Annotated in this window: 16 protein-coding genes, 1 tRNA gene and 2 rRNA genes (1 of these 19 cut by a window edge); 11 read left to right on the forward strand and 8 right to left on the reverse strand. The window is 58.3% G+C overall.

All coding sequences use genetic code 11. The features are described from left to right. The 3 genes from ACXAGD_RS00470 to ACXAGD_RS00480 form a co-directional block, all read left to right on the forward strand. A 23S ribosomal RNA gene (locus ACXAGD_RS00470) occupies window positions 1–1,091 on the forward strand (it extends 1,736 nt beyond the left edge of the window). A gap of 190 nt (window positions 1,092–1,281) precedes the next feature. Further along, a 5S ribosomal RNA gene (gene rrf / locus ACXAGD_RS00475) occupies window positions 1,282–1,396 on the forward strand. Window positions 1,397–1,446: 50 nt separating this feature from the next. Further along, window positions 1,447–1,523, forward strand: a tRNA-Met gene (locus tag ACXAGD_RS00480). Between the two features lie 280 nt (window positions 1,524–1,803). Here ACXAGD_RS00480 and ACXAGD_RS00485 read toward each other — a convergent pair. The 8 genes from ACXAGD_RS00485 to ACXAGD_RS00520 form a co-directional block, all read right to left on the reverse strand. Further along, window positions 1,804–2,487: a hypothetical protein gene (locus ACXAGD_RS00485; RefSeq protein WP_475207859.1), complete on the reverse strand. Its 684-nt coding sequence runs from the start codon at window positions 2,485–2,487 to the stop codon at window positions 1,804–1,806. A gap of 493 nt (window positions 2,488–2,980) precedes the next feature. Then, window positions 2,981–6,301, reverse strand: a complete 3,321-nt coding sequence (locus tag ACXAGD_RS00490) for an ATP-binding protein (RefSeq protein WP_475207860.1) — start codon at window positions 6,299–6,301, stop codon at window positions 2,981–2,983. Between the two features lie 192 nt (window positions 6,302–6,493). Further along, window positions 6,494–6,964 (reverse strand): aminoacyl-tRNA deacylase, encoded by a 471-nt coding sequence (locus tag ACXAGD_RS00495; protein ID WP_170327301.1) that lies wholly within the window; start codon window positions 6,962–6,964, stop codon window positions 6,494–6,496. A 256-nt stretch (window positions 6,965–7,220) separates the two neighbouring features. After that, window positions 7,221–7,604 carry a carboxymuconolactone decarboxylase family protein gene (locus ACXAGD_RS00500; protein WP_475207861.1) on the reverse strand — a complete coding sequence of 128 codons (384 nt, stop codon included), beginning with the start codon at window positions 7,602–7,604 and terminating at the stop codon, window positions 7,221–7,223. Between the two features lie 17 nt (window positions 7,605–7,621). Continuing rightward, complete coding sequence (locus tag ACXAGD_RS00505) at window positions 7,622–8,362, reverse strand: sulfotransferase-like domain-containing protein (RefSeq protein ID WP_475207862.1); 741 nt, start codon at window positions 8,360–8,362, stop codon at window positions 7,622–7,624. 18 nt (window positions 8,363–8,380) lie between these two features. After that, window positions 8,381–9,199: an aspartate racemase/maleate isomerase family protein gene (locus tag ACXAGD_RS00510; protein WP_475207863.1), complete on the reverse strand. Its 819-nt coding sequence runs from the start codon at window positions 9,197–9,199 to the stop codon at window positions 8,381–8,383. Between the two features lie 19 nt (window positions 9,200–9,218). Next, on the reverse strand, window positions 9,219–10,307 hold the full coding sequence (locus tag ACXAGD_RS00515; protein WP_475207864.1) for an aromatic ring-hydroxylating oxygenase subunit alpha: 1,089 nt from the start codon (window positions 10,305–10,307) through the stop codon (window positions 9,219–9,221). Beyond that, window positions 10,304–11,191 carry a MurR/RpiR family transcriptional regulator gene (locus tag ACXAGD_RS00520; protein WP_475207865.1) on the reverse strand — a complete coding sequence of 296 codons (888 nt, stop codon included), beginning with the start codon at window positions 11,189–11,191 and terminating at the stop codon, window positions 10,304–10,306. The genes ACXAGD_RS00515 and ACXAGD_RS00520 overlap by 4 nt, the downstream gene beginning before the upstream one ends. Window positions 11,192–11,259: 68 nt before the next feature. Here ACXAGD_RS00520 and ACXAGD_RS00525 point away from each other — a divergent pair, with 68 nt between their 5' ends. From ACXAGD_RS00525 to ACXAGD_RS00560, 8 genes are all read left to right on the forward strand, one after another. After that, window positions 11,260–13,713, forward strand: a complete 2,454-nt coding sequence (locus tag ACXAGD_RS00525) for an FAD-dependent oxidoreductase (protein WP_475207866.1) — start codon at window positions 11,260–11,262, stop codon at window positions 13,711–13,713. Further along, window positions 13,713–14,795 carry an alcohol dehydrogenase family protein gene (locus ACXAGD_RS00530; RefSeq protein ID WP_475207867.1) on the forward strand — a complete coding sequence of 361 codons (1,083 nt, stop codon included), beginning with the start codon at window positions 13,713–13,715 and terminating at the stop codon, window positions 14,793–14,795. Before ACXAGD_RS00525 ends, ACXAGD_RS00530 begins: the two co-directional genes overlap by 1 nt. Beyond that, window positions 14,792–15,370: a dimethylsulfonioproprionate lyase family protein gene (locus ACXAGD_RS00535; protein WP_475207868.1), complete on the forward strand. Its 579-nt coding sequence runs from the start codon at window positions 14,792–14,794 to the stop codon at window positions 15,368–15,370. The genes ACXAGD_RS00530 and ACXAGD_RS00535 overlap by 4 nt, the downstream gene beginning before the upstream one ends. Next, window positions 15,367–16,473: a mandelate racemase/muconate lactonizing enzyme family protein gene (locus ACXAGD_RS00540; protein WP_475207869.1), complete on the forward strand. Its 1,107-nt coding sequence runs from the start codon at window positions 15,367–15,369 to the stop codon at window positions 16,471–16,473. Before ACXAGD_RS00535 ends, ACXAGD_RS00540 begins: the two co-directional genes overlap by 4 nt. After that, a complete protein-coding gene (locus tag ACXAGD_RS00545) occupies window positions 16,470–16,754 on the forward strand; it encodes a cupin domain-containing protein (protein ID WP_475207870.1) in 285 nt (94 codons plus the stop codon). The genes ACXAGD_RS00540 and ACXAGD_RS00545 overlap by 4 nt, the downstream gene beginning before the upstream one ends. After that, window positions 16,751–17,863 carry a mandelate racemase/muconate lactonizing enzyme family protein gene (locus ACXAGD_RS00550; protein ID WP_475207871.1) on the forward strand — a complete coding sequence of 371 codons (1,113 nt, stop codon included), beginning with the start codon at window positions 16,751–16,753 and terminating at the stop codon, window positions 17,861–17,863. The genes ACXAGD_RS00545 and ACXAGD_RS00550 overlap by 4 nt, the downstream gene beginning before the upstream one ends. 112 nt (window positions 17,864–17,975) lie before the next feature. Further along, complete coding sequence (locus tag ACXAGD_RS00555; RefSeq protein WP_475207872.1) at window positions 17,976–19,079, forward strand: mandelate racemase/muconate lactonizing enzyme family protein; 1,104 nt, start codon at window positions 17,976–17,978, stop codon at window positions 19,077–19,079. A 1-nt stretch (window position 19,080) separates the two neighbouring features. After that, window positions 19,081–20,358, forward strand: a complete 1,278-nt coding sequence (locus ACXAGD_RS00560) for an aspartate aminotransferase family protein (protein ID WP_475207873.1) — start codon at window positions 19,081–19,083, stop codon at window positions 20,356–20,358. Window positions 20,359–20,390: the final 32 nt, after the last annotated feature.

The raw sequence follows: 20,390 nt of genomic DNA on the forward strand, positions 1-20,390 counted from the left end.
ACACAGGGCTCTGCGAAGTCGCAAGACGACGTATAGGGTCTGACGCCTGCCCGGTGCCTGAAGGTTAAAAGGAGAGGTGAGAGCCTTGAATTGAAGCCCAGGTAAACGGCGGCCGTAACTATAACGGTCCTAAGGTAGCGAAATTCCTTGTCGGGTAAGTTCCGACCTGCACGAATGGCGTAACGACTTCCCCGCTGTCTCCAACATCGACTCAGCGAAATTGAATTGCCTGTCAAGATGCAGGCTTCCCGCGGTTAGACGGAAAGACCCCGTGCACCTTTACTACAGCTTCGCACTGGCATCAGGATTGTGATGTGCAGGATAGGTGGTAGGCTTTGAAACCGTGACGCCAGTCGCGGTGGAGCCTCCCTTGAGATACCACCCTTCGCACTCTTGATGTCTAACCGCGGTCCGTTATCCGGATCCGGGACCCTGCGTGGCGGGTAGTTTGACTGGGGCGGTCGCCTCCTAAAGCGTAACGGAGGCGCGCGAAGGTTGGCTCAGAGCGGTCGGAAATCGCTCGTTGAGTGCAATGGCAGAAGCCAGCCTGACTGCGAGACTGACAAGTCGAGCAGAGTCGAAAGACGGCCATAGTGATCCGGTGGTCCCGAGTGGAAGGGCCATCGCTCAACGGATAAAAGGTACGCCGGGGATAACAGGCTGATACTGCCCAAGAGTCCATATCGACGGCAGTGTTTGGCACCTCGATGTCGGCTCATCTCATCCTGGGGCTGGAGCAGGTCCCAAGGGTACGGCTGTTCGCCGTTTAAAGAGGTACGTGAGCTGGGTTTAGAACGTCGTGAGACAGTTCGGTCCCTATCTGCCGTGGGTGTAGGAGACTTGAGAGGAGTTGCCCCTAGTACGAGAGGACCGGGGTGAACGATCCACTGGTGGACCAGTTGTCGTGCCAACGGCAGTGCTGGGTAGCTATGATCGGACAGGATAACCGCTGAAGGCATCTAAGCGGGAAGCCCCCCTCAAAACAAGGTCTCCCTGAGGGCCGTGGAAGACCACCACGTCAATAGGCCGGAGATGTAAGCGCAGTAATGCGTTCAGTTGACCGGTACTAATCGCCCGATAGGCTTGATTTGATCCAGTAACAGAAAGACAAATCACCAAAAGCATACACTGACCTTGACTAAGGATAGCGTCGCAGCACCTAGCCGCGATGTTGATTGAGACAACAACCGTGCGGCAACGCGCCTTTATCTGCGATAAAGACGCTGCCTGCCGCGCGTCGCGCTTTTGCTCCGCAAAAGTCGCGACGGGGATTTTCCTCGGTTTGGTGGTCATAGCGCAAGTGAAACACCCGGTCCCATCCCGAACCCGGAAGTTAAGCACTGCCGCGCCAATGGTACTTGGGCTTAAGCCCCGGGAGAGTAGGTCACCGCCAAACCTAGAAAAATCCCCATCTCTCTAAAACGATATCACACTTTCCGACCCTGACGCGGGATGGAGCAGCCCGGTAGCTCGTCAGGCTCATAACCTGAAGGTCGTAGGTTCAAATCCTACTCCCGCAACCAATCTTACAGGTCGGAAATCAAACACTTAGCCTCGCATCACGCGGGGCTTTTTGCTTTGTGCCATCCCCAAGGAAAACACTGTGGAAGCAAGCCGGAGCGAATTCACCCTGTGGTTACCTTGCTCACTGCTACGCCCTATTCTCACTTCAAAGCTCTTCTGGCTGGTCGTTTCGGAATCCCAAACCTCAATTCCCTGACACTAATATCCCCAAGAAAATGCGCGGATCAGTCGGAAATAAAAGGGGTTAGCGGACTCTGAGTGTGCCATGTCGACGAAGAGCTACTTCGGGAGGCGAACGCCGACAGCCACGCGCGTCCGACCGAATCCATTCAGGAAAACAACTGCAATGGCGATACAGAAGGCGATCAGTAGCAGCTTAATGCCGTCCGCGAACATGGCCACGGTCAGGAAGCCCAGCGCGGCACCGGCCGACGCCGAGATGATGGCCATAAACATCCACGCATAGACCCCGATAACCATTTTAGACCAGTTGCCTTTCGAGAACCAAGCGATCACAAACAGGAGTGTGAGCGTAACAACGGGAACGCCGTAAGCCACCAATGCCGTTACGAAAAACGCTTCCTCATACATCGGGAATGAAGCCCACCATTGGCGGCCGATTTCAGTGTTCTCGACCACGTAGCCGATCAGACCATCATACCAACCAAAGGCGATACCGACCCACATAGCGAAGAATTCTTCAACCGCATCGTCGATGATGAAGATGCCCATTTTGTCGGTATACGCGCGGTCATTGGGATTGGTAATCCAAGCGTCCCAGTAAGGCCCTGCGCCACTAATGCCGTAAATGGCCATGTAGGCCGTCATCCCGGCAGGAACGATGAAAAGCGGCAAGACACTGAGCATGATCTTACCGTTTTCCTTGATGACCTTTGGGTCGAACAGGGCCTTAGCGATACACAAGGCGACAAAGTAGACCACAAGGGCCAGAATAAACATCATGTGCTCATCTCAGAATTCAGTTCTCAAATTCGTATTCAACCAAGGGTAGATTGTAAACATACAAACTCCCAGACTCGAAGCCTAATTTCGATTGAAGATTAAATACTTAACTGTATTTTCCAGTGAAGCACAAGAGAATAGTTTGGCACAGGCCGGACCCTGCAAAACGCGACGATGGTGGTGATGGATACGCCTGGACAGAACCAGCAATCGAAAGGCGTCAACGACAAAAGATGACTCCGAGCCATCCAATTCCGCGTCTGTCAAAGCCTGCGATACTGCGCATGATAGGTCTCAGCCCCGAAGGGGCATTAAGCGGACCCCAAACCCGGCCATCTGGCCGTCCCATACGAAGTAGTCTTTCGCTTCAACAGGCGTGACCTCAATGGCGCTTTTGGTCAGTTTGGAATCTCTTCCCGGTTTGAAAAATCAATTGGGGAGGGCCCATACGTCGTTCAACCTTTCGGATAGCCATGTTCTGACCAATTGAAAGCTAGCCAGCGCTTACTTCATTCAGCAATGCACGGGCATCAGTAACGTCGGTCGTACGCTCCCCTCCTTCCACGGCTTCTAAAACTGTCCGAAGTTCGAAACCGGCAGCGGGCGCAAGCGAGACTTTCTTGCATTGATTAAAATAATCTACTGAAATCCTAAGCTCGAACATCTTAGCGTGCTGTCGTCGCGCGGATTGCAAAGCGTCATGAAATTCGTTCTCGGCCGGTGCGTGCCCGGAACGCGCGAGCGCGTAAACCCGGTCCGTCTCGGCTTGTGCCCAACCTTCCTTTGTCAGGTCTTGGTGCTCGCGCGCATCGGTCAATAAATCCAAGGCGCATTTACGGTCACCCGCTTTCAGAGTGACCTCCGCAATCAACGTCAGGAAGAACGGCTTGTAATTACCCGCGCCGCTTGCCCACCAGGCTTCTGCTGCATTTCGCAAGGCTCGGATCGTGGCCGGGTTGGAAGACACATAGGCATTCACCCAGCTTCGCCAGAGCGTTGCAGTTACGGACATAAACGTAAATGAGTGCTTTGAGGCCAAGTCTTCAAGTTGATCCACAACCTCAATCACCTGATCGGGTTCACGGCGCAGCAGATGCAACATGCACAGGTAGGTGAGGGACTGCGCGATGCTATGGGCATGCTCAAGCTTTCTGGCTGCGGCAACTGCCTGATTCTGGATGTCCAATGCCTTATCCGGGGCGCCGCGAATCCACATGGCCAGACTCAGGAAGCACGAAGTAATCGCGGCATGGTCCGACCCGTAAATAAACGCCAGATGTCCATCCCGTTCCCGACTGTAAAGTTCGAGCGCCTGTTTCAAGTGCTCGTAAGCTGGGTTCAGCTCACCTATGTGAAACAGCACCGCACCCATGGCCCGATGAGCCACCATCCGGTGCTGAGTTTCACCGGTCGAATCTGCTAAATTCAGCAATTCTCCGGCGACGTTGCGGGCCAAATCGTACTCGGCCCGCACCAAATGAAACGAATACAAGCCGTTCAATACCGGGAAAAGTTGCCCGGTTTCTTTGACGCGCTCACACAGGTCCCTGATCCGTTCGTAGACAGAGCCGGTTTCATCGGCGGCGATCCCGGCCGTTGAACGCAGGACACCTGCTCTGAGAACCTGTATCTCGATTTCTTTTCGATCTCGGTCGTCACTTTGGCTTTGCTCCTGCAACTGTTCGATGGCCAGGGAAAGCTGCGTGTTTGCCTCGATGTTCGCTGAACGCTGAACGGCGCGCTGACCGGCAAGGTAACGGCAGTCGATTGCTTGCTTGCTCATCCCGGCCATCGTGTAGTGGTGCGCCAGAATTTCCGGGCTGGAATCCCCTGTGTGAGGTGCGTCCTGATTGAGCGTCTCGGCGACCCGCTCGTGCAAAACACGGCGCTCGCTTTTCAACAGGCTGTTGTAGGCGGTGTCCCGAATAAGAGCATGACGATAGCTAAAGGTTTCCAGATCTCCCGCCGCCGCCTTCGTGACAATGCCCGCGTCTACCAGCAGCTCCAGACTGGACCGCAACGCTTTCTCTCCAAAGCGTGAAATCTCAGCGATCAGCGGATAAGAAAACTGAGGGCCAATGACCGCGCCAATCTGGGCGACTTCCTTAGCTGAGCTCAGGCGATCCAGACGTGCCATCAAAGCATCGTGCAACGTGCTGGGAACCGGGCTTGACGGAGAAGATGCACCAACCGGGTGGGTGGCATGACTTTCGACCAAAGCACCTGATTCCAAGAGGTCTTTGGTCACCTCTTCGACGTACAGCGGGACACCATCGGATCTGGCGGCGATCACTTCATACATCTCATCCGAAATGGGCTGACCTGGTGCAACTTCATCCACAATGCGTTTGACCTGGTGGAAGTCCAATTGCCTCAGGACAACTTTCGTAAGGTTTGACTGTAACGCCCATCCAGGGTCGAATTCGGGTCGGAATGTCATCACAACCAACACCGGAAGGTCTTTGATCTGATTCACGATCCGGTCCAACAGCAATTTGGTTGTCGGATCCACCCAATGCGCGTCCTCAAACAATAGAAGCACTGGTTTTTCCGCCGCCATCGAAGCCAGTATTTTCAGCAACATCCCCAGCGTTTGATCCATGATCTTCTGCGGCGTCAAATCCAGTGGGCCCAGTCGGTCTTCGAAAGGTACAGACAGCAAAGACGCTGCCAGTTTCAACACATGGTCTGACGGATCCCCCAGAACCGAGGAAATCTTTTTGAGCTTTGTTTCGTCTGAATCGTCAGGACGAAGTCCCGCCACGATCTCGAACTGGCGAATGACAGGGTAAAACGCACTCGCGAAATGGTAGGGCGAACACTGATATCGGTTTTGCGTGTGCGACACCCCCGACGTGTTTTGGCGCAGCTCTTCAACCAGCCGGGACTTGCCAATTCCCGGCTCTCCCGACACCAGAACGACTTGCCCCTGACCAGCGCTGGCCAACATCCACTTTTCATTCAGGGTTTCATATTCAGAGGCACGGCCGATCAAAGGCTTTAACAACACATCGTCCAACGCCATAAACCGACTTACGGTCTCCCGCGTGCCGGTCACTTGCCAGGCTTCAACCTCTTTCGCAAAACCCTTGAGCTTGAATGCGCCGCGCAATTCATATTCGAAAGCATCGCCTGCCAGCTGATGCGTTGTGGGTGCGATAATCAGTGTGCCCGGATCCGCCATTGCCTGAAGACGCGCGGCTAGGTTTGGCGTTTCGCCCATCGCCGTGCCGTCCTCAAACATCTTTTCTCCGCGTAGATCACCAACGACAACCAAGCCGGTCGCGATCCCAATGCGGACGTTCAGTTTCGCATGGGTGCGGATGGCCGGGATTTCATTGATGATCCGCAGACCTGCACGAACTGCACGCTCGGGGTCATCTTCGTGGGCATGGGGAAATCCGAAAAAGACCATGATCCCGTCGCCGTAATAGCTGGCAATGTGACCATCAAAGGCGGCAACAGATGCAGCGCATGTTTCCTTGAACAATCGAAGAACTTCGGCCAGATCTTCGGGATCGACACTTTGGGCTATTTCGGTGGACCCGACCAGATCGATGAACATGACAGTGAGTTGCCGCCGCTCTGCCACAATGGCCGGGCCGAGCGCCGTGTTTTGCGGATGACGCCCGTCTGCGGCGCTGGCACGAACTGCTTTCATGAAACGCCGCCGCGGACCAAGAGGAAGCCCGATGGTCACAAGGTCCTCGTCGGTCAACTCCGTCAGATCACCGAGCTCGATTTCGTGCTCGTCAAAGGCCCCCGCATACTTTGATAGACCGTTTTTTTCGAGCCAGGTCGCGATATCGGACATATTTGATCGTTTTACCCGCTGTTGCGGCAGACCAATTGTCTGCGTCCTGCCAGCGTGCATCCCCCTAATTTCGTGGTCTTTCTGGACACCCCGTGGTTGTTGACGAAGTTTCCAACCCCTATTCCTCAATGAAGTACGCCGATCTGGCTTTGGTCAAGGGGATCATCGCCTTTGAGTGGCTTAGCGCGGAACCTAGTGCATACAGCAAAAGGCCCCATGCGGCGCATCTTTCATCAACGTATCGAAATCCTTGCCGCGCATTTCGATCAGGGTTTTGTGGTCACCTGCTTCGAACCAAATTTTGTCCAAGCCGGTCAGGCTGTCGTCGACGACGGTCGGCAGATCATAGGCTTCGCCCACAGGCGGCACTGCGCCCAAGGCGCAATCATCGAACAGCCCATCCATTTCAGATTCTGGAGCTAAGCCGAGGCGGCGGTTCATCATCGATTGCAGCGCGGTCAGGTCAACCCGATGATTACTGGGCAGAACCGCAAGCAACGGGCCTTCTTCCATGTGGATAAGAACCGATTTGGCGAGGTGATCGCCGGGCACATGGGCCGCTTCGGCGCATTCGGCGGCAGTTGCAGCGTAAGGGTGGGGAACGGTGTCAAACGGAAGCCCTTGGGCATCCAGATGATGTTTTAGACGAGTCGCAATGGTCATTTGGCCCTCCGTATCATCGAAGGCGTCCCGGTCGCGAAACGTGTGACGGTGCGCAACTAGGGCGCAAGTGTGTGAACCTCCATTGTGCGCCGATTGGTTAGATCGGGCAAGGGGGTAGGGCGTGCGGTTGGCCGGTTCGAGCTGGAACGGATCGGGGTTCCAGAACGAATGGAAAGGGGCGGCCCTGCAGCCTCGGGCCTTGGCCCGCACCGCCGATGTTCAGAGCGACGCGCAATGGCTATAAGCCTATAAAAGCCTAGCCTGCCTCAAGTACCTTGCGCGCAACCCGAAAGCACTCCAGTGCCTGGGGTACACCGCAGTAGATGCCGACCACGTGGATGATGGCCCGGATCTCTTCTTTGGTCACGCCGTTGTTCAGCGCGCCTTTGCAGTGAATTTCCCACTCGTGCATCTTTCCCAACGCGCCGATCATCGCGAGGTTCATCATCGACCGAGTTTTCGCGTCGATCACGTCGTCGCCCCAGCCAAAGCCCCAGCACCAGGCAGTCATAGCCTCTTGAAACGGGCGTGTGAAATCATCCGCAGCCGCGAGATTCTTTTCCACGTATTCGGCGCCCAGAGTGCCTTTGCGTTGTTCCAAGCCTTTGAGGAAAAGGTCTTCGTCGAAAATATCTGCCATGTGGAGTCTCCGGTTCTTCAGCGCGTCAGGCGGTGTTTGTAGAGGTGATCATAATGCGGTTTCATCCGGCGATGCACCTGTTTCACCCGGTCTGGGGCATCGTCGATTTCCACGTATTTGCGGGGCTGTGGTGCAAGGCCGGTCGAGTTTGCAAGGTTGGCGTGGAAAGACCCGCCATCCCACCAACTGTGGGCCGAGGGGTCGCCGCCTGCCTCCCAGCTCAGAGCGTCTTCAACAAAGGGAATTCCGACGGCATCGCAGAACGTTTGCGTCATGGCGTGCGGGTCTTCCAGCAGGTCGTCGCTGTCGATCACCGGTGGTGGAGTACCGTTCAGCGCGGTCAGCAAGTCGAACAGGGCGCGCTGTTCGGGAAAGCCGACTTCGCCCTCGGCAAAATCGGGCCAGCGTTTGTACATCGAGGTGATGGTTTTCGCCGGATCGCGGATCAGGAAGGCGTGGTTGAAATGCGACAGGAACTGAGCATCCCACATGTGGTTGATGTAATGGGGGAAGTCTTTGATGAAGACTGGTCCCTTTTCGGCGCGCGCTTGAATATCCTGCCACACACTGTTCAGCGTCAGCCCGGGCGTCGTCACATCACCCGGCTTAAACCGGTGCCATAAAGGGTCTTCGCCCTGATACCAGGCCTCGCCGAAAGGTTCGTGAAGGCAATCCATATCACCGCGTTGCCGCATCATCCATTCAAAGGCCGTTGAGGTGGACCGGGGCACCGCCCAGAGCGCGAGGATTTTGTGCATGTGTCTGGAACCTCCGGGTTAGAGCCGCTTCAAAAGCTGTCCACGCGGTGTTTCTGGCGACAGACCAAGCGATTTGAAGATGCGCCAATAAAGCGCGATGTCGTGACCGATCACCGGCTTACCAAGGGTAGATTCCAGCATATCCACCAGATGCAGTGGACGTTGTGGCAAACCATTCGGACCGGTTCGGAAATTGCACATCCCGTTGATCAGGATCGCATCGGCCTGGGGTGCCCGTTCGGCCACGTATTCAAAACTTTTCAGCGCCAACTCACCGTCAAAGACCCAGCGATAGCTATTCACCTCTTCCTGGCTGGCGAACCATCCTTGATCGTGGAAATTGCCCGCATAGAGCACGTCGAACCCGGCCTCACGCAGGAAGCCGACGGTGCCTTGCCACCATTCGGGCCAGTGATAGGCCGCGTTCAGGGCGACCTTTTCAACATTCATCTCACGCAACGCCTCAACCATGGCGTAACCGGCCATGTGAAACTGGGTTCCGTATGTGTCGGACAGGTCGGTGCAGTGTTGACGCACGCCCTCAACCCCCAACCCGCAGGCATGGACCCAGTTCGATCCGACCTGCCCGCAGACATCGACGCCGTTGCGGGACATGCAGTTGACGAAATCCTCGAGCATCCCGAAGTTTTGCTTTCGCTGGTCCAGCCCGTGCACATAGTCCGGCACATGCAGCATCCACCCGTGAACCCCTACCGTCTCGGGGCACATCCGCAGAAAATCCGACGGTGCCGCATCAAAATCGAAGGGCGGGCAGGTGAAACCCACCTGATGCGGGAACAGCTTATGTTCCGACCGCCACTCTTCGGGCATCAGCATGGGCGGATCACCACGGTCATCAGTCCACCGCCTCACGCATCCATTGCTGGAGCCGGGCAATCGAGTGTTCTGACATCACGCCGCAACCGGGGTCCAGTACCAGCGGTCCGGGGCGATAGCCGCGGGATTTGAGGCCACGATGGACGGATTCGACCAGGTGAATATCCTCTTCGACCGTGGTTTCGCGATCCTGAACGGCCAGTTGCCGGATCACCGCGCTTTCTGAGCCGCCTTCGGTGTACCACCCACGCCAGACGGTGCAGTGATCGGCATCGTTTGCGCGCCAGTGATAGGTGTTCAGCACATTGCCCGGATAGCATTGGAACGAGAACATCGGCCAAAGGAACCATGACTGGTAATCGCCCGCATGAGGCACTGACAGGTCGACGGGATAGGTCATCTTGTCGAGGCTTTGGCACTCGGTCGTGTGGCGCAGCACATAGCCGCCGTCGGCATCCGGTTGGATATCGTAGGTTTCAGGTTTGACCACGCCTTCGGCGAAGGTCGGATGATTGGTTGGGCAGTGGTAGCATTCCGAGTAATTCTCGATACTGACCTTCCAGTTGCAGTTTTCAGCAATCTCGACCCATTCCAGCGGTTCCAGATCGTCAATATGAGGCACAAAGGCCCGGATTTCCTCGCGCACACCGGGATACCACTCGTCCATCGGAGCGGCGTCATTATCCAGATTGACGAAGATGAAGCCGTTGAACACTTCGGTGCGCACCGAGGTCAGGCAGATAGCGCTACGGTCAAAGCCGGGGACGGATTTGATATTGGGACCGGCGCGCAATTGGCCGGATAGCTCATAGGTCCAGGCGTGATAGGGGCAGACCACGACTCGAGTGTTGCCTGCGCCGGTGACCATTTCGTGCGCGCGGTGTTGGCAGACGTTGTAGAAGGTCCGGATTTCCCCGTCGCGGCCGCGAATGCAGAACAGGTTTTGCCCGGCGATTTCAAAGGCGAAATAATCGCCGGTTTCCCGCACCTGCGCCACATGGCCTGCGAACTGCCACGTTCGGGCCAAAAGCCCCTGCATTTCCTGCTGAAAAACCGCAGGGTCGGTGTAATAGCGCGCGTCCAGTGAATGGGTCAGGGGGGCGTTCATTCGGGCTCCTCCGCGTAGATGCCGAGTTGGTGTCTGCGTTGATGAAACCGTTCCACCCGCTCGACAATCTCATCGCTGGCGACGGCGATCACGAAGGATAGCAACGTTTCCAGAAGCGCGATGGTCGAGACAGAGGACGGGAAGAATTGCGGTGTATCGGCGGCAATGACGAACCCATGATGCGCGCCGAGGATCACCGGGCTTGCCGGGCTGTCTGAGATGCCAACAACAGTCAGGCCTTGTTCGCGGGCCAGTTTCACGGCTTCGATCACTTCGGTCCGGTAGGGGTGGCAGGTCATGGCGATCAGTACGTCCTGATCATCGGCCCAAGCCAGATCATCCACCGGGGTCGAGCCCGGACGCGGGATGGCGTGGAACTGTTTCATCCCGGTTGACGCCAGATAGGTGAAATTGCGCGCGTTCGCGTTGTTGACGCCGACGCCCAGTGTGAAAATTTGGCGGCATTTCCAGATATCTTGGGCTGCAGCCTCCAAGCGGGCGGGCTCGATTCCGGCGAAGGTTTCCTCGATATTGCGGATCGTTGCCCCGATCATATCCGCATAGAGGCCTCCCAATTCGCCGGACTTGCCGATGTCCTGAAGCCATTTGGCGCGATCGGGAAACGACACGTTGCCTTGCCGAATCGCGTCGCGGAACGGGGCGCGAAAATCTTCATAGCCTTCGAACCCCACCTGCCGTGCCATTCGGACAAAAGTGTTGGGCTTGACCTTCGCCGCCTCGGCAATCTCGCGCACGGTTGAAACCCCAACATCCGTTGGGTTTTCCAGCACGTAACGCGCGGCTTTCTGGGCCTCAGGCGTCAAGGCATCCCATTCCTCTGTGAGGCGGTCGAGAACGATTGATGATACATTTGTGTCATTCATGATTGACGATGGTACAAATGTGGAATTAGCCTGTCGAGCAGAAAAGCGACTCGGGAAGAGGAAATGTCATGTCCGAGAAGAATTTGCCCACCCACGCCCGCGTGGTCATTGTCGGAGGCGGCGTCATGGGGGTCGGTCTGGCCTACCATCTGGCGCATGAAGGCTGGGGCGGTGACACTGTCCTGCTGGAAAAGGCCGAACTGACCAGTGGCAGCACATGGCACGCGGCGGGCCAGATCACGCATTCGACCTCAAGCTTTGGGCTTGGGAAGTGCGTGGATTACAACATTGGCCTGTATTCTGGTCAGTTGGAGGCCGAAACCGGCCAGCCCGTGACGTGGCATGGCTGCGGCTCGTTCCGTCTGGCCTATACCGAGGATGAGATGGACTGGCTGCGCCACACCCTGTCGGTGGGCCGGTCGCTGGGGTTCAACATCGAACTGGTCGGACCCGAGAAGGTGGCCGAGCTGCACCCGTTCTACAACCTCGAAGGCGTCCTGGGCGCGCTGCACACGCCCGATGACGGACATGTTGACCCGACCAATGTCACCATGGCGATGGCGACGGGCGCGCGACAGAAGGGTGTTCGCATATTCCGCAACTGCCGCGCCACCAACATCACGCAGGCCGAGAATGGCGAGTGGGTGGTCGAAACCGAGATGGGCACCATCACCTGTGAGCATGTGGTGAACGCGGGCGGCACCTATGCTCGTCAGATGGGCGAGTGGTCCGGGTTGCAACTGCCGATGACCTCGATGACACATCATTACTTCGTGACCGAGCCAGTGCCCGAGTTCCAGAATTTGGACAAGGAACTGCCGGTGATCCGCGATGACCGCAAGGTTTCGGGCTATATCCGGATGGAGCAGCAGCGCGGTCTGATCGGGATTTACGAGAAAGAGAACCCGAACTCGGTCTGGCATGACCACTGCCCGTGGGAATATGAAAACTGGCTGTTCGACGCGGATTACGACCGGGTGATGCCGTGGCTTGAGGAAAGCCTGAACCGCATGCCGATCTTTGCCGAGCTGGGCATTCAGCGAGACGTGCACGGCGCGATTTCGCATCCGCCGGATGGCAACCCTCTGATCGGGCCTGCGCCGGGTGTGCAGAATTACTGGTGCTGCTGCGGGACGCAGATCGGTATTGGCTGGGGGCCGGGTCTGACACGCGAACTGGCGCGTTGGATGGTACATGGGGCTGCCGATATCTCGATGCGCGAGTTCGATCCGCGCCGGTTCGGCAGCTATGCCACCAAGGATTGGCAGGTGATCAAGGCCGAGGAAGACTACTGCCTGCGCCACGAAATCCCGTTCCCGCATTTCAACCGTCTGGAGGGGCGTCCGATCAAGCCCTCGCCGCTCTATGAACTGCTGAAATCCAAGGGCGCGGTGCATGAAGAGGTTTATGGTTTCGAACGTCCCCGCTGGTTTGCACGGGATGGGGTCGAGCAGTGCGATCACTACTCCTTCCGTCGCACCCGCGCCGACGACATGGTCGCGTCCGAGGTGAAGGCGGTGCGCGAACGCGTCGGTATCATGGATGTCTCCGCCTTCACCAAAGTCGAGGTCTCGGGGCCGGACGCTTATGCCCTGCTGGACCGGCTGACCGCCAACCGGATGCCGCAAAAGGTCGGTTCGATCACGCTGACCCATATGCTGAACCGCCGGGGCCGGATCGAGTTGGAAACAACGATTGTCCGCATGGCCGATGACAGCTTCTATCTTGTCTGTGCCGCCTTCTTCGAACAGCGCCTGCTGGATCATCTGACGCAGCAGCGCGTGGATGAGGATGTGCAGATCACTGCTCTGTCCGCCGACTGGTCGGCCCTTTCACTGAACGGCCCTCGGTCGCGTGACGTGCTGGTGCGCTGCACCGATGCTGATCTGACCAATGCCGGGTTCCGCTGGCTCTCGGCGCAAGAGATCACCATCGCGGGTCACAAAGTCTGGGCCTTCCGCATGTCCTACGCTGGTGAGTTGGGGTGGGAGCTGCATATGCCCGACGCCGCCTGCCTCGACGTATACAATGCGATCTGGGCGGCAGGTGAGCCGCACGGCATCACCGACTATGGCAGCTTTGCCATGAACGTGATGCGGATGGAGAAGGGCTTTAAAGGCGCAGGCGAATTGACCAATGAGGTCACACTGGCCGAGGCTGACGTGCTGCGCTTTGCCCGCACCGACAAGGAGTATCTGGGCAAGGACAAGACCCTGAACACCGACCTGCCATGGGTCTGCGCCTATCTGGAGATTGAGCCCGACGGTGAGATTGACGGTCACGGTGGTGAGGCGGTGATGCTGGACGGGCGTGTTGTCGGATCAACAGCATCGGTGGTTTATGGGCATACGGTCGGTAAAATCCTCGCCTTTGCATATATCAAGCCCGAGGCTGCAACACCCGGAACTGCCCTTCAGGTCGTGGTCCACGGCTCACCCCGCGCAGCGCGTGTGCTGGGCGAACCCGCTTATGACCCACAAAGCCAGCTGCCGCGCACAGACGCTGCATTGGAGACCGCGTGATGACTCTGCCGGACACAATGAAAGCCATGGTCACGATGGGCCATGGTGGGTTGGAGCAAATGGTGCTGCATGAAAACTGGCCGCGCCCGGAACCCAAGGCCGGAGAGGTTCTGATCAAGGTTGCTGCTTGCGGTCTGAACAACACCGATGTGAACACACGCTCAGGCTGGTATTCTAAGACGGTCTCGGATGCGACCACCGGAGGTGCGTTCGAAGAGGTGGGTGAAGACGATCCCACTTGGGGCGGCAACCCGATCACCTTCCCGCGCATTCAGGGGGCCGATATCTGCGGTGAAATCGTGGCCGTGGGTGAGGGCGTGGACAGTGGCCGCATCGGAGAACGCGTCATCACCGATGGTTGGCTGCGTGACCCGGACGATCCCGGCAATATGGACAAGACCGGGTACTATGGCTCGGAACGGGATGGCGGCTTCGCAGAATACGCTACGACTCTCGCGGTAAATGCCGTGCCGATCACGTCTGACCTGTCGGACGCGGAACTGGCGACCTTCTCGTGTTCTTACTCCACCGCCGAGGGGATGCTGACCCGCGCCAATGTGACCGACAAGGATACGGTGCTGGTCCCCGGCGCCTCGGGCGGGGTCGGCGGCGCGCTGGTGCAACTGGCCAAACGGCGCGGCGCACGTGTGATTGCGCTGGCGTCCGAGGCGAAACACGCGGATGTGGCGGAGCTGGGCCCGGACATGATCCTGTCGCGTGCACCTGAAAACCTGCGCGCGGCTTTGGGCGATGAAATGATCTCCGTGGTGGCCGATGTGGTTGGCGGCCCCTATTGGCCGAACCTGATCGACATTTTGGAACGCGGCGGGCGCTATACCTGTTCCGGAGCGATCGCCGGCCCGATGGTCGATTTCGACCTGCGGACCTTCTACCTGCGCGATCTGACCTTCACCGGGTCAACCGTGATTGACCCGCAGGTGATGCGGAACCTCGTAAAATACATTGAGGCCGGAGAAATCAAACCCGCCCTCGCCGCCACCTATCCGCTGGAGGAGTTGCGCGAGGCGCAAGCTGCCTTCATCGCGAAACAGCACACCGGGAATATAGTGGTGATCCCATGACTCTGGACGATGTATTAGTGGCCGCACGACAACTGCATCAGGCGCATCCCGATCTTTCGGAGTTCGGGACGTGGCCAACAGACCTGACCACAACCCAACTAGAGCCGAGCCCAATTCCCGCAGTCGATCTGGTACGCAATTTCGATGCAGGTTGCAGCGAAACGACCAAAGCCTTGTCCGACGCGATCAAGGCCACGGCGCATCTGGCCCATTGGAAGGTGACCTATACCGAGGATGAAGTCGGTGCCGACTTCCTGCAACGCTATGGCTATTATGAGTTGTTCGGCCCGACCGGTCATTTCCACTCGACCCAATTGAGGGGTTACGTGGCCTATTGGGGGGCGGGTCTGAACTATGACTGGCACAGCCATCAGGCCGAAGAGCTGTATTTGACGCTGGCCGGAGGGGCTGTGTTCCGGATCGCGGGCGATGACAGCTTTGTCGGGCCGAACCAGACGCGCCATCATGACAGCTGGCAGAGCCACGCGATGACCACAACTGACCAACCGATCCTGACCTTTGTCCTCTGGCGTGGCGAAGGCATGGACGATCTGCCACGGATGGACGCCGCATGAAGATCACCCGCATCCGTATCTATCAGACCGGGCTGCCCTATGTGGGCGGGGCCTATGTCTGGGGTGCGGGCAATGCGATTGAAACGGCCATCGCCTCAGTTGTAGTCATCGACACTGATGCCGGGCTGCAGGGATGTGGTGAGTTCACGCCGTGTGGCGAGAACTACATGGTGGCCCATTCCGAGGGCGTGGCGGCATTGGCACGGCTGGTGGCTCCGAAACTGTTGGGAGAGGACCCACGGCAGGTAGGGCGCATCGAACAGATGATGGACCATCTGGTGCAAGGGCACGGCTACGCCAAAGCCCCGTTCGACGCGGCGTGCTGGGACATACTCGGGCAGGCCTGTGATCAACCTGTCTGGATGATGCTAGGTGGAAAACTAACCAATGGCGCGCCGATGTACCGGGTGGCGCCGCAAAAGGCCGTGGATGAGACCGTGGCCGAGATGAATGTCTACCGCGATCAGGGTTATCGCCAGTTTCAGATCAAGGTCGGCGGCGATTGGGTCACCGACATTGATCGCATCCGCACCACGGTGCCTTTGCTGCAATCGGGTGAAAAAGCCATGGCCGACGCCAATCAGGGCTGGCGGGTGGACAATGCGATCCGGGTGGCGCGGGAAACGCGTGACTTGGATTTCATTCTGGAACAGCCCTGCCGCACCTATGAGGAATGCCAGCAGGTCCGCCGCGTGGCCGAACAGCCGATGAAACTGGATGAATGCGTCACCGGTATGCATATAGCTCAGCGCATAGTCGCCGACCGCGGGGCCGAGATCTGCTGCCTGAAAATCTCGAACCTCGGCGGGCTCAGCAAGGCGCGGCGGGTGCGGGATTACCTGGTTGAAAACCGCATTCCCGTTGTCAGTGAGGACACCTGGGGCGGAGAGATCACCACCTCGATCGTGGCGCATTTCGCGGCTTCGACCCCTGAAGAGTTTCTGCAGAACACCACTGACCTGATGAACTATAACACCCGGTCCACCGGGATCGGCGGCCCTGAGACGCGGGATGGCAAACTCTATGCCACTGATACACCCGGTCTGGGCGTGACCCCGGATTTCGACAGCCTTGGCCCACCGATTGAGGAGTTCAGCTTATGAGACAGCAAGCGGTCGCTACTCAGATGATTGACGATGCGCGGGTTCGCGTGACGCGGTTCGACTTTGCGCCCGGTGCAGAAACGGGATGGCACCGCCATACGATGGATTATGTCATTACGGCCATCACCGACTGCCAAATGCGTCTGGAATTGCCCGATGGGTCGGTCAGTGACGTAACGGTTCCCGCTGGAACAACGTATCGACGCGATGAAGGGGTCGAACACAACGTGATCAACGCGGCAGACACTCCAATGTCCTTTGTCGAAGTGGAACTGAAATGAAGATCACGCGGATCTCGGTTTTCCAAGTCGATCTGCCGTTGGAGCATCCCTATTGGCTGTCCGCCGGGCGGCTAAGGTTCGAAACGCTCGACGCGACGCTGGTGAAAATCGAAACCGATGCAGGGTTGGTCGGTTGGGGCGAGGGTACCCCCTGGGGCCATACCTATGTGCCCGCACACGGGCCGGGTATCCGCGCGGGAATTGAAACGATGGCACCGTTCATTTTGGGCTTTGATCCGCGTAAGGTGCTGGAGGTGGAGCGCGCGATGGACCTCGCGCTGCCCGGGCACCTCTACGCCAAAAGCCCGATCGACATGGCCTGCTGGGATATCGCCGGGCAGGCGGCGGGCCTGCCGATTGCCGATCTGATGGGCGGTGGGTCGCGAACGCCCCGCCCGATTGCTTCGTCTGTGGGGGCGAAAACCATCGAAGAAACCCGGGAGGTGATGGAACGCTATCGCAACCGGGGCTACGTCGCCCATTCGGTAAAGATAGGCGGTGATGTGGAGCGCGACATTGCCCGCGTCCGCGACGTGGAAAGCATCCGGCGTCCGGGTGAGATCATCCTCTACGACGTCAATCGCGGCTGGACCCGGCAACAGGCCCTGCGGGTGATGAGCGCCTGCGAGGACCTGAACGTTATGTTCGAACAACCCGGCGAGACGCTGGATGATATCGCCGCAATCGCCGGCCGTCATGCCTCACCCGTGTCGGTGGATGAAAGTCTTGTCACCCTGCAGGATGCTGCCCGCATTGCCCGCGACGGTCTGGCCGAGATATTCGGGATCAAGCTGAACCGAGTCGGCGGCCTGACCAAAGCCGCACGGATGCGGGATATCGCGCTGGCGCATGGGATCGACATGTTCGTGATGGCGACCGGTGGCACAGTTCTGGCCGATACCGAAGCGCTGCATTTGGCCGCCACCATCCCGGATGACAATTGCCATGCGGTTTGGGCCTGTCAGGACATGATCACCGTCGATATCGCCGGTGGTCGCGGGCCACGCAACATCGAGGGCCACCTGCACCTGCCGGATACACCCGGCCTCGGCGTACACCCAGACGAAGATACGCTGGGTCAGCCAATCGCAACCTACGAGGCCCCATGATGGTCCACCTCTTCATCTGGCCAAAAATATCCCGGGGAGTGAATTGGCCGGAGGCCAAGAGAGGGGCTGGCCCATCTGAAAGCGCCACGACGAAACGCAAAGGACGGGTTGAATGAAGATCAACAAGATAACCCTCTGGTCCGTCGACCTGACCAGCCATGAGACCTATCACATGGCTGAGGGCAAAACCTGCGCCACCGTGACCTCTCATATCCTGTGTCTTGAGACGGATACCGGGCTGAAAGGCTGGGGTGAGGTCTGTCCGATCCCGCATTACCTGCCTGCCTATGCCGGTGGTGTACCGGCCGCGATCACTGAAATGGGGCCGGAAATTTTGGGCATGTCTCCGTTCGGTGCCGACGCGCCGATGCGCAAATTGGACGGGTTTCTGCAGGGGCATCGTTATGCCAAATCCATGGTCGATATAGCCTTGTGGGACCTGTTCGGTAAGGGAACCGGCCAGCCGGTTTATGCTCTGCTGGGTGGTCGGACGCGCAAGGACATGCCGCTCTACCACTCGATCACCTGCATTGCCCCGGATGAGATGGCACGCATCGCACAAACCGCCTATCAGACCGGCATTCGCCAATTTCAGGTCAAGCTGGGGGTTGAGGCTGATTGGCAAGCCGATGCCGAGCGTCTGATCAAAGTGCGTGAGGCCGTGGGTCCAGGGCCGTTGGTCTATGGCGACTGGAACTGCGGCGCGTCGCGCTTGCAGGCAACGCGAACAGGGCGTGCTGTGGCGCATCTGGACGTGATGCTGGAACAGCCCTGCAAAACGCTGGAAGATTGCGCCGCCGTAAGGCAGGCCGCCGGTCTGCCAATGAAGATCGACGAGAACGCCCATGATCTGGCCTCGCTGCTGCGCGCGCATGAGCTGGGCTGCATGGATGCGGTGGCGCTGAAACTGTCGAAATTCGGAGGGCTGTCGGCGATGCGCCGGGCCCGCGACCTGACCGTGCATCTGGGGGCCGAGATTTGCGCCGAATGCACGTGGGGCTCGGATATTGTAACCGCCGCGTCACTGCATTTTGCTGCCTCGACCTCGCATGGATCGCTGCTGAACACCTGCGATCTGTCGTCCTATGTGGCCCCGCGCATATGTCCGGACGCACCAAACCGTGAAAAGGGTCGGATTGCCCCGCCCGAAGGTCCGGGGTTAGGTGTGACCCCCGACCCCGAAATCCTTGGTTCCCCGATATTGGAGATCGTGTGAGATGCTGAAGATCAACACTCAATCCGAATGGATCACCCGCGCGAATGAGGTTCTGCCCGCCGGGGGATTTGGCAATTTCGACCCCGGTATCATCATCGCCCGCGGCGAAGGCAGTCGCGTCTGGGATGAGGATGGCACCGAGTATATCGACTATCTGATCGGCTCCGGACCGATGCTGCTGGGCCATGGCCACCCCGAGGTGATGGAGGCTGTGCTGGAGCAATTGCCCAAGGGCATGACATTTTTTGCCAACAACTCCAAAGGCATCGAACTGGCCGAGGCCATCGTCGAGGCTGTGCCCTGCTGCGAACAGGTCCGTTTTGTTGCCTCGGGTGGTGAGGCGGATATGTATGCCATCCGTTTGGCCCGCGCCTATACCAGGCGCAACAAGATCCTGAAATTCGAAGGCGGCTATCATGGCATGAGCGCAGAGGCGCAGATGAGCCTCGCCCCCAGTCGTCGGGTCAACTTTCCGCAGGCAGTGCCGGATAGTGCCGGTATCCCCGACAGCGTGGCCGAACAGATGCTGATCGCGCCCTATAACGATCTCGAGGCCGTAGCGGCCCTGCTGGACGAACATGACGACATCGCTGCGATCATGGTGGAACCGCTGCAGCGGATCATCCCGCCGATGCCCGGCTATCTTCAGGGGCTGCGTGATCTGTGCGACAAGCACAACGTCCTGCTGATTTTCGATGAGATCGTCACCGGGTTCCGGCTGGCCTATGGTGGCGCGCAGGAAAGATACGGGGTGACGCCCGATATCTGCACGCTGGGCAAGATCATCGGCGGCGGTTTTCCGTTGGCCGCGCTGGGCGCGAGTGCCGAGATCATGAAGCATTTCGACAAGGCGCAGGTGGGTGAGGAAGGCTGGCTGATGCAGCTGGGCACCCTCTCGGGCAACCCGGTGGCCTCGGTCGCGGGTCTGAAAACCATGGAGGTCCTGAGGCGGGACGGCGTCTATGACCAGCTTCGCGCCACCGGTGCGGCGTTGCAGCAGATGCAAGTGGATGCCTTAAACAAGGCCGGTATTCCGCATCAGATCGTCGGGGATGAGACACTGTTCGACATCTACTTTACCGATGCCGCCTGTCGCGACTACCGCAACGCCAAACATGACGACCCCAGCCGCAATGCGCTCTACAACGATACGTTGCGTGCGCATGGAATTTTCAAATCCCCGGGCAAGCTCTATCCGTCTTTGGCTGTGACAGAAGCTGATTTGGAAGTGACCCGGATGGCCGTTGATCAGGCCGTGCAGGCGATCTGCACTGTCTGATACCCTGATCTGAAAAGAAGTAGGCCGCTGTC

It is taken from the genome of Ruegeria sp. ABF4_144 (genome assembly GCF_056160045.1).

Coding starts and splice junctions, on each gene's coding strand:
- ACXAGD_RS00510 (WP_475207863.1), bottom strand. CDS start 9,199: ATGCTGATGCCCGAAGAGTGGCGGTCGGAACATAAGCTGTTCCCGCAT.
- ACXAGD_RS00560 (WP_475207873.1), top strand. CDS start 19,081: ATGCTGAAGATCAACACTCAATCCGAATGGATCACCCGCGCGAATGAG.
- ACXAGD_RS00505 (WP_475207862.1), bottom strand. CDS start 8,362: ATGCACAAAATCCTCGCGCTCTGGGCGGTGCCCCGGTCCACCTCAACG.
- ACXAGD_RS00515 (WP_475207864.1), bottom strand. CDS start 10,307: ATGAACGCCCCCCTGACCCATTCACTGGACGCGCGCTATTACACCGAC.
- ACXAGD_RS00500 (WP_475207861.1), bottom strand. CDS start 7,604: ATGGCAGATATTTTCGACGAAGACCTTTTCCTCAAAGGCTTGGAACAA.
- ACXAGD_RS00485 (WP_475207859.1), bottom strand. CDS start 2,487: ATGATGTTTATTCTGGCCCTTGTGGTCTACTTTGTCGCCTTGTGTATC.
- ACXAGD_RS00550 (WP_475207871.1), top strand. CDS start 16,751: ATGAAGATCACGCGGATCTCGGTTTTCCAAGTCGATCTGCCGTTGGAG.
- ACXAGD_RS00535 (WP_475207868.1), top strand. CDS start 14,792: ATGACTCTGGACGATGTATTAGTGGCCGCACGACAACTGCATCAGGCG.
- ACXAGD_RS00525 (WP_475207866.1), top strand. CDS start 11,260: ATGTCCGAGAAGAATTTGCCCACCCACGCCCGCGTGGTCATTGTCGGA.
- ACXAGD_RS00530 (WP_475207867.1), top strand. CDS start 13,713: ATGACTCTGCCGGACACAATGAAAGCCATGGTCACGATGGGCCATGGT.
- ACXAGD_RS00490 (WP_475207860.1), bottom strand. CDS start 6,301: ATGTCCGATATCGCGACCTGGCTCGAAAAAAACGGTCTATCAAAGTAT.
- ACXAGD_RS00555 (WP_475207872.1), top strand. CDS start 17,976: ATGAAGATCAACAAGATAACCCTCTGGTCCGTCGACCTGACCAGCCAT.
- ACXAGD_RS00545 (WP_475207870.1), top strand. CDS start 16,470: ATGAGACAGCAAGCGGTCGCTACTCAGATGATTGACGATGCGCGGGTT.
- ACXAGD_RS00540 (WP_475207869.1), top strand. CDS start 15,367: ATGAAGATCACCCGCATCCGTATCTATCAGACCGGGCTGCCCTATGTG.
- ACXAGD_RS00520 (WP_475207865.1), bottom strand. CDS start 11,191: ATGAATGACACAAATGTATCATCAATCGTTCTCGACCGCCTCACAGAG.
- ACXAGD_RS00495 (WP_170327301.1), bottom strand. CDS start 6,964: ATGACCATTGCGACTCGTCTAAAACATCATCTGGATGCCCAAGGGCTT.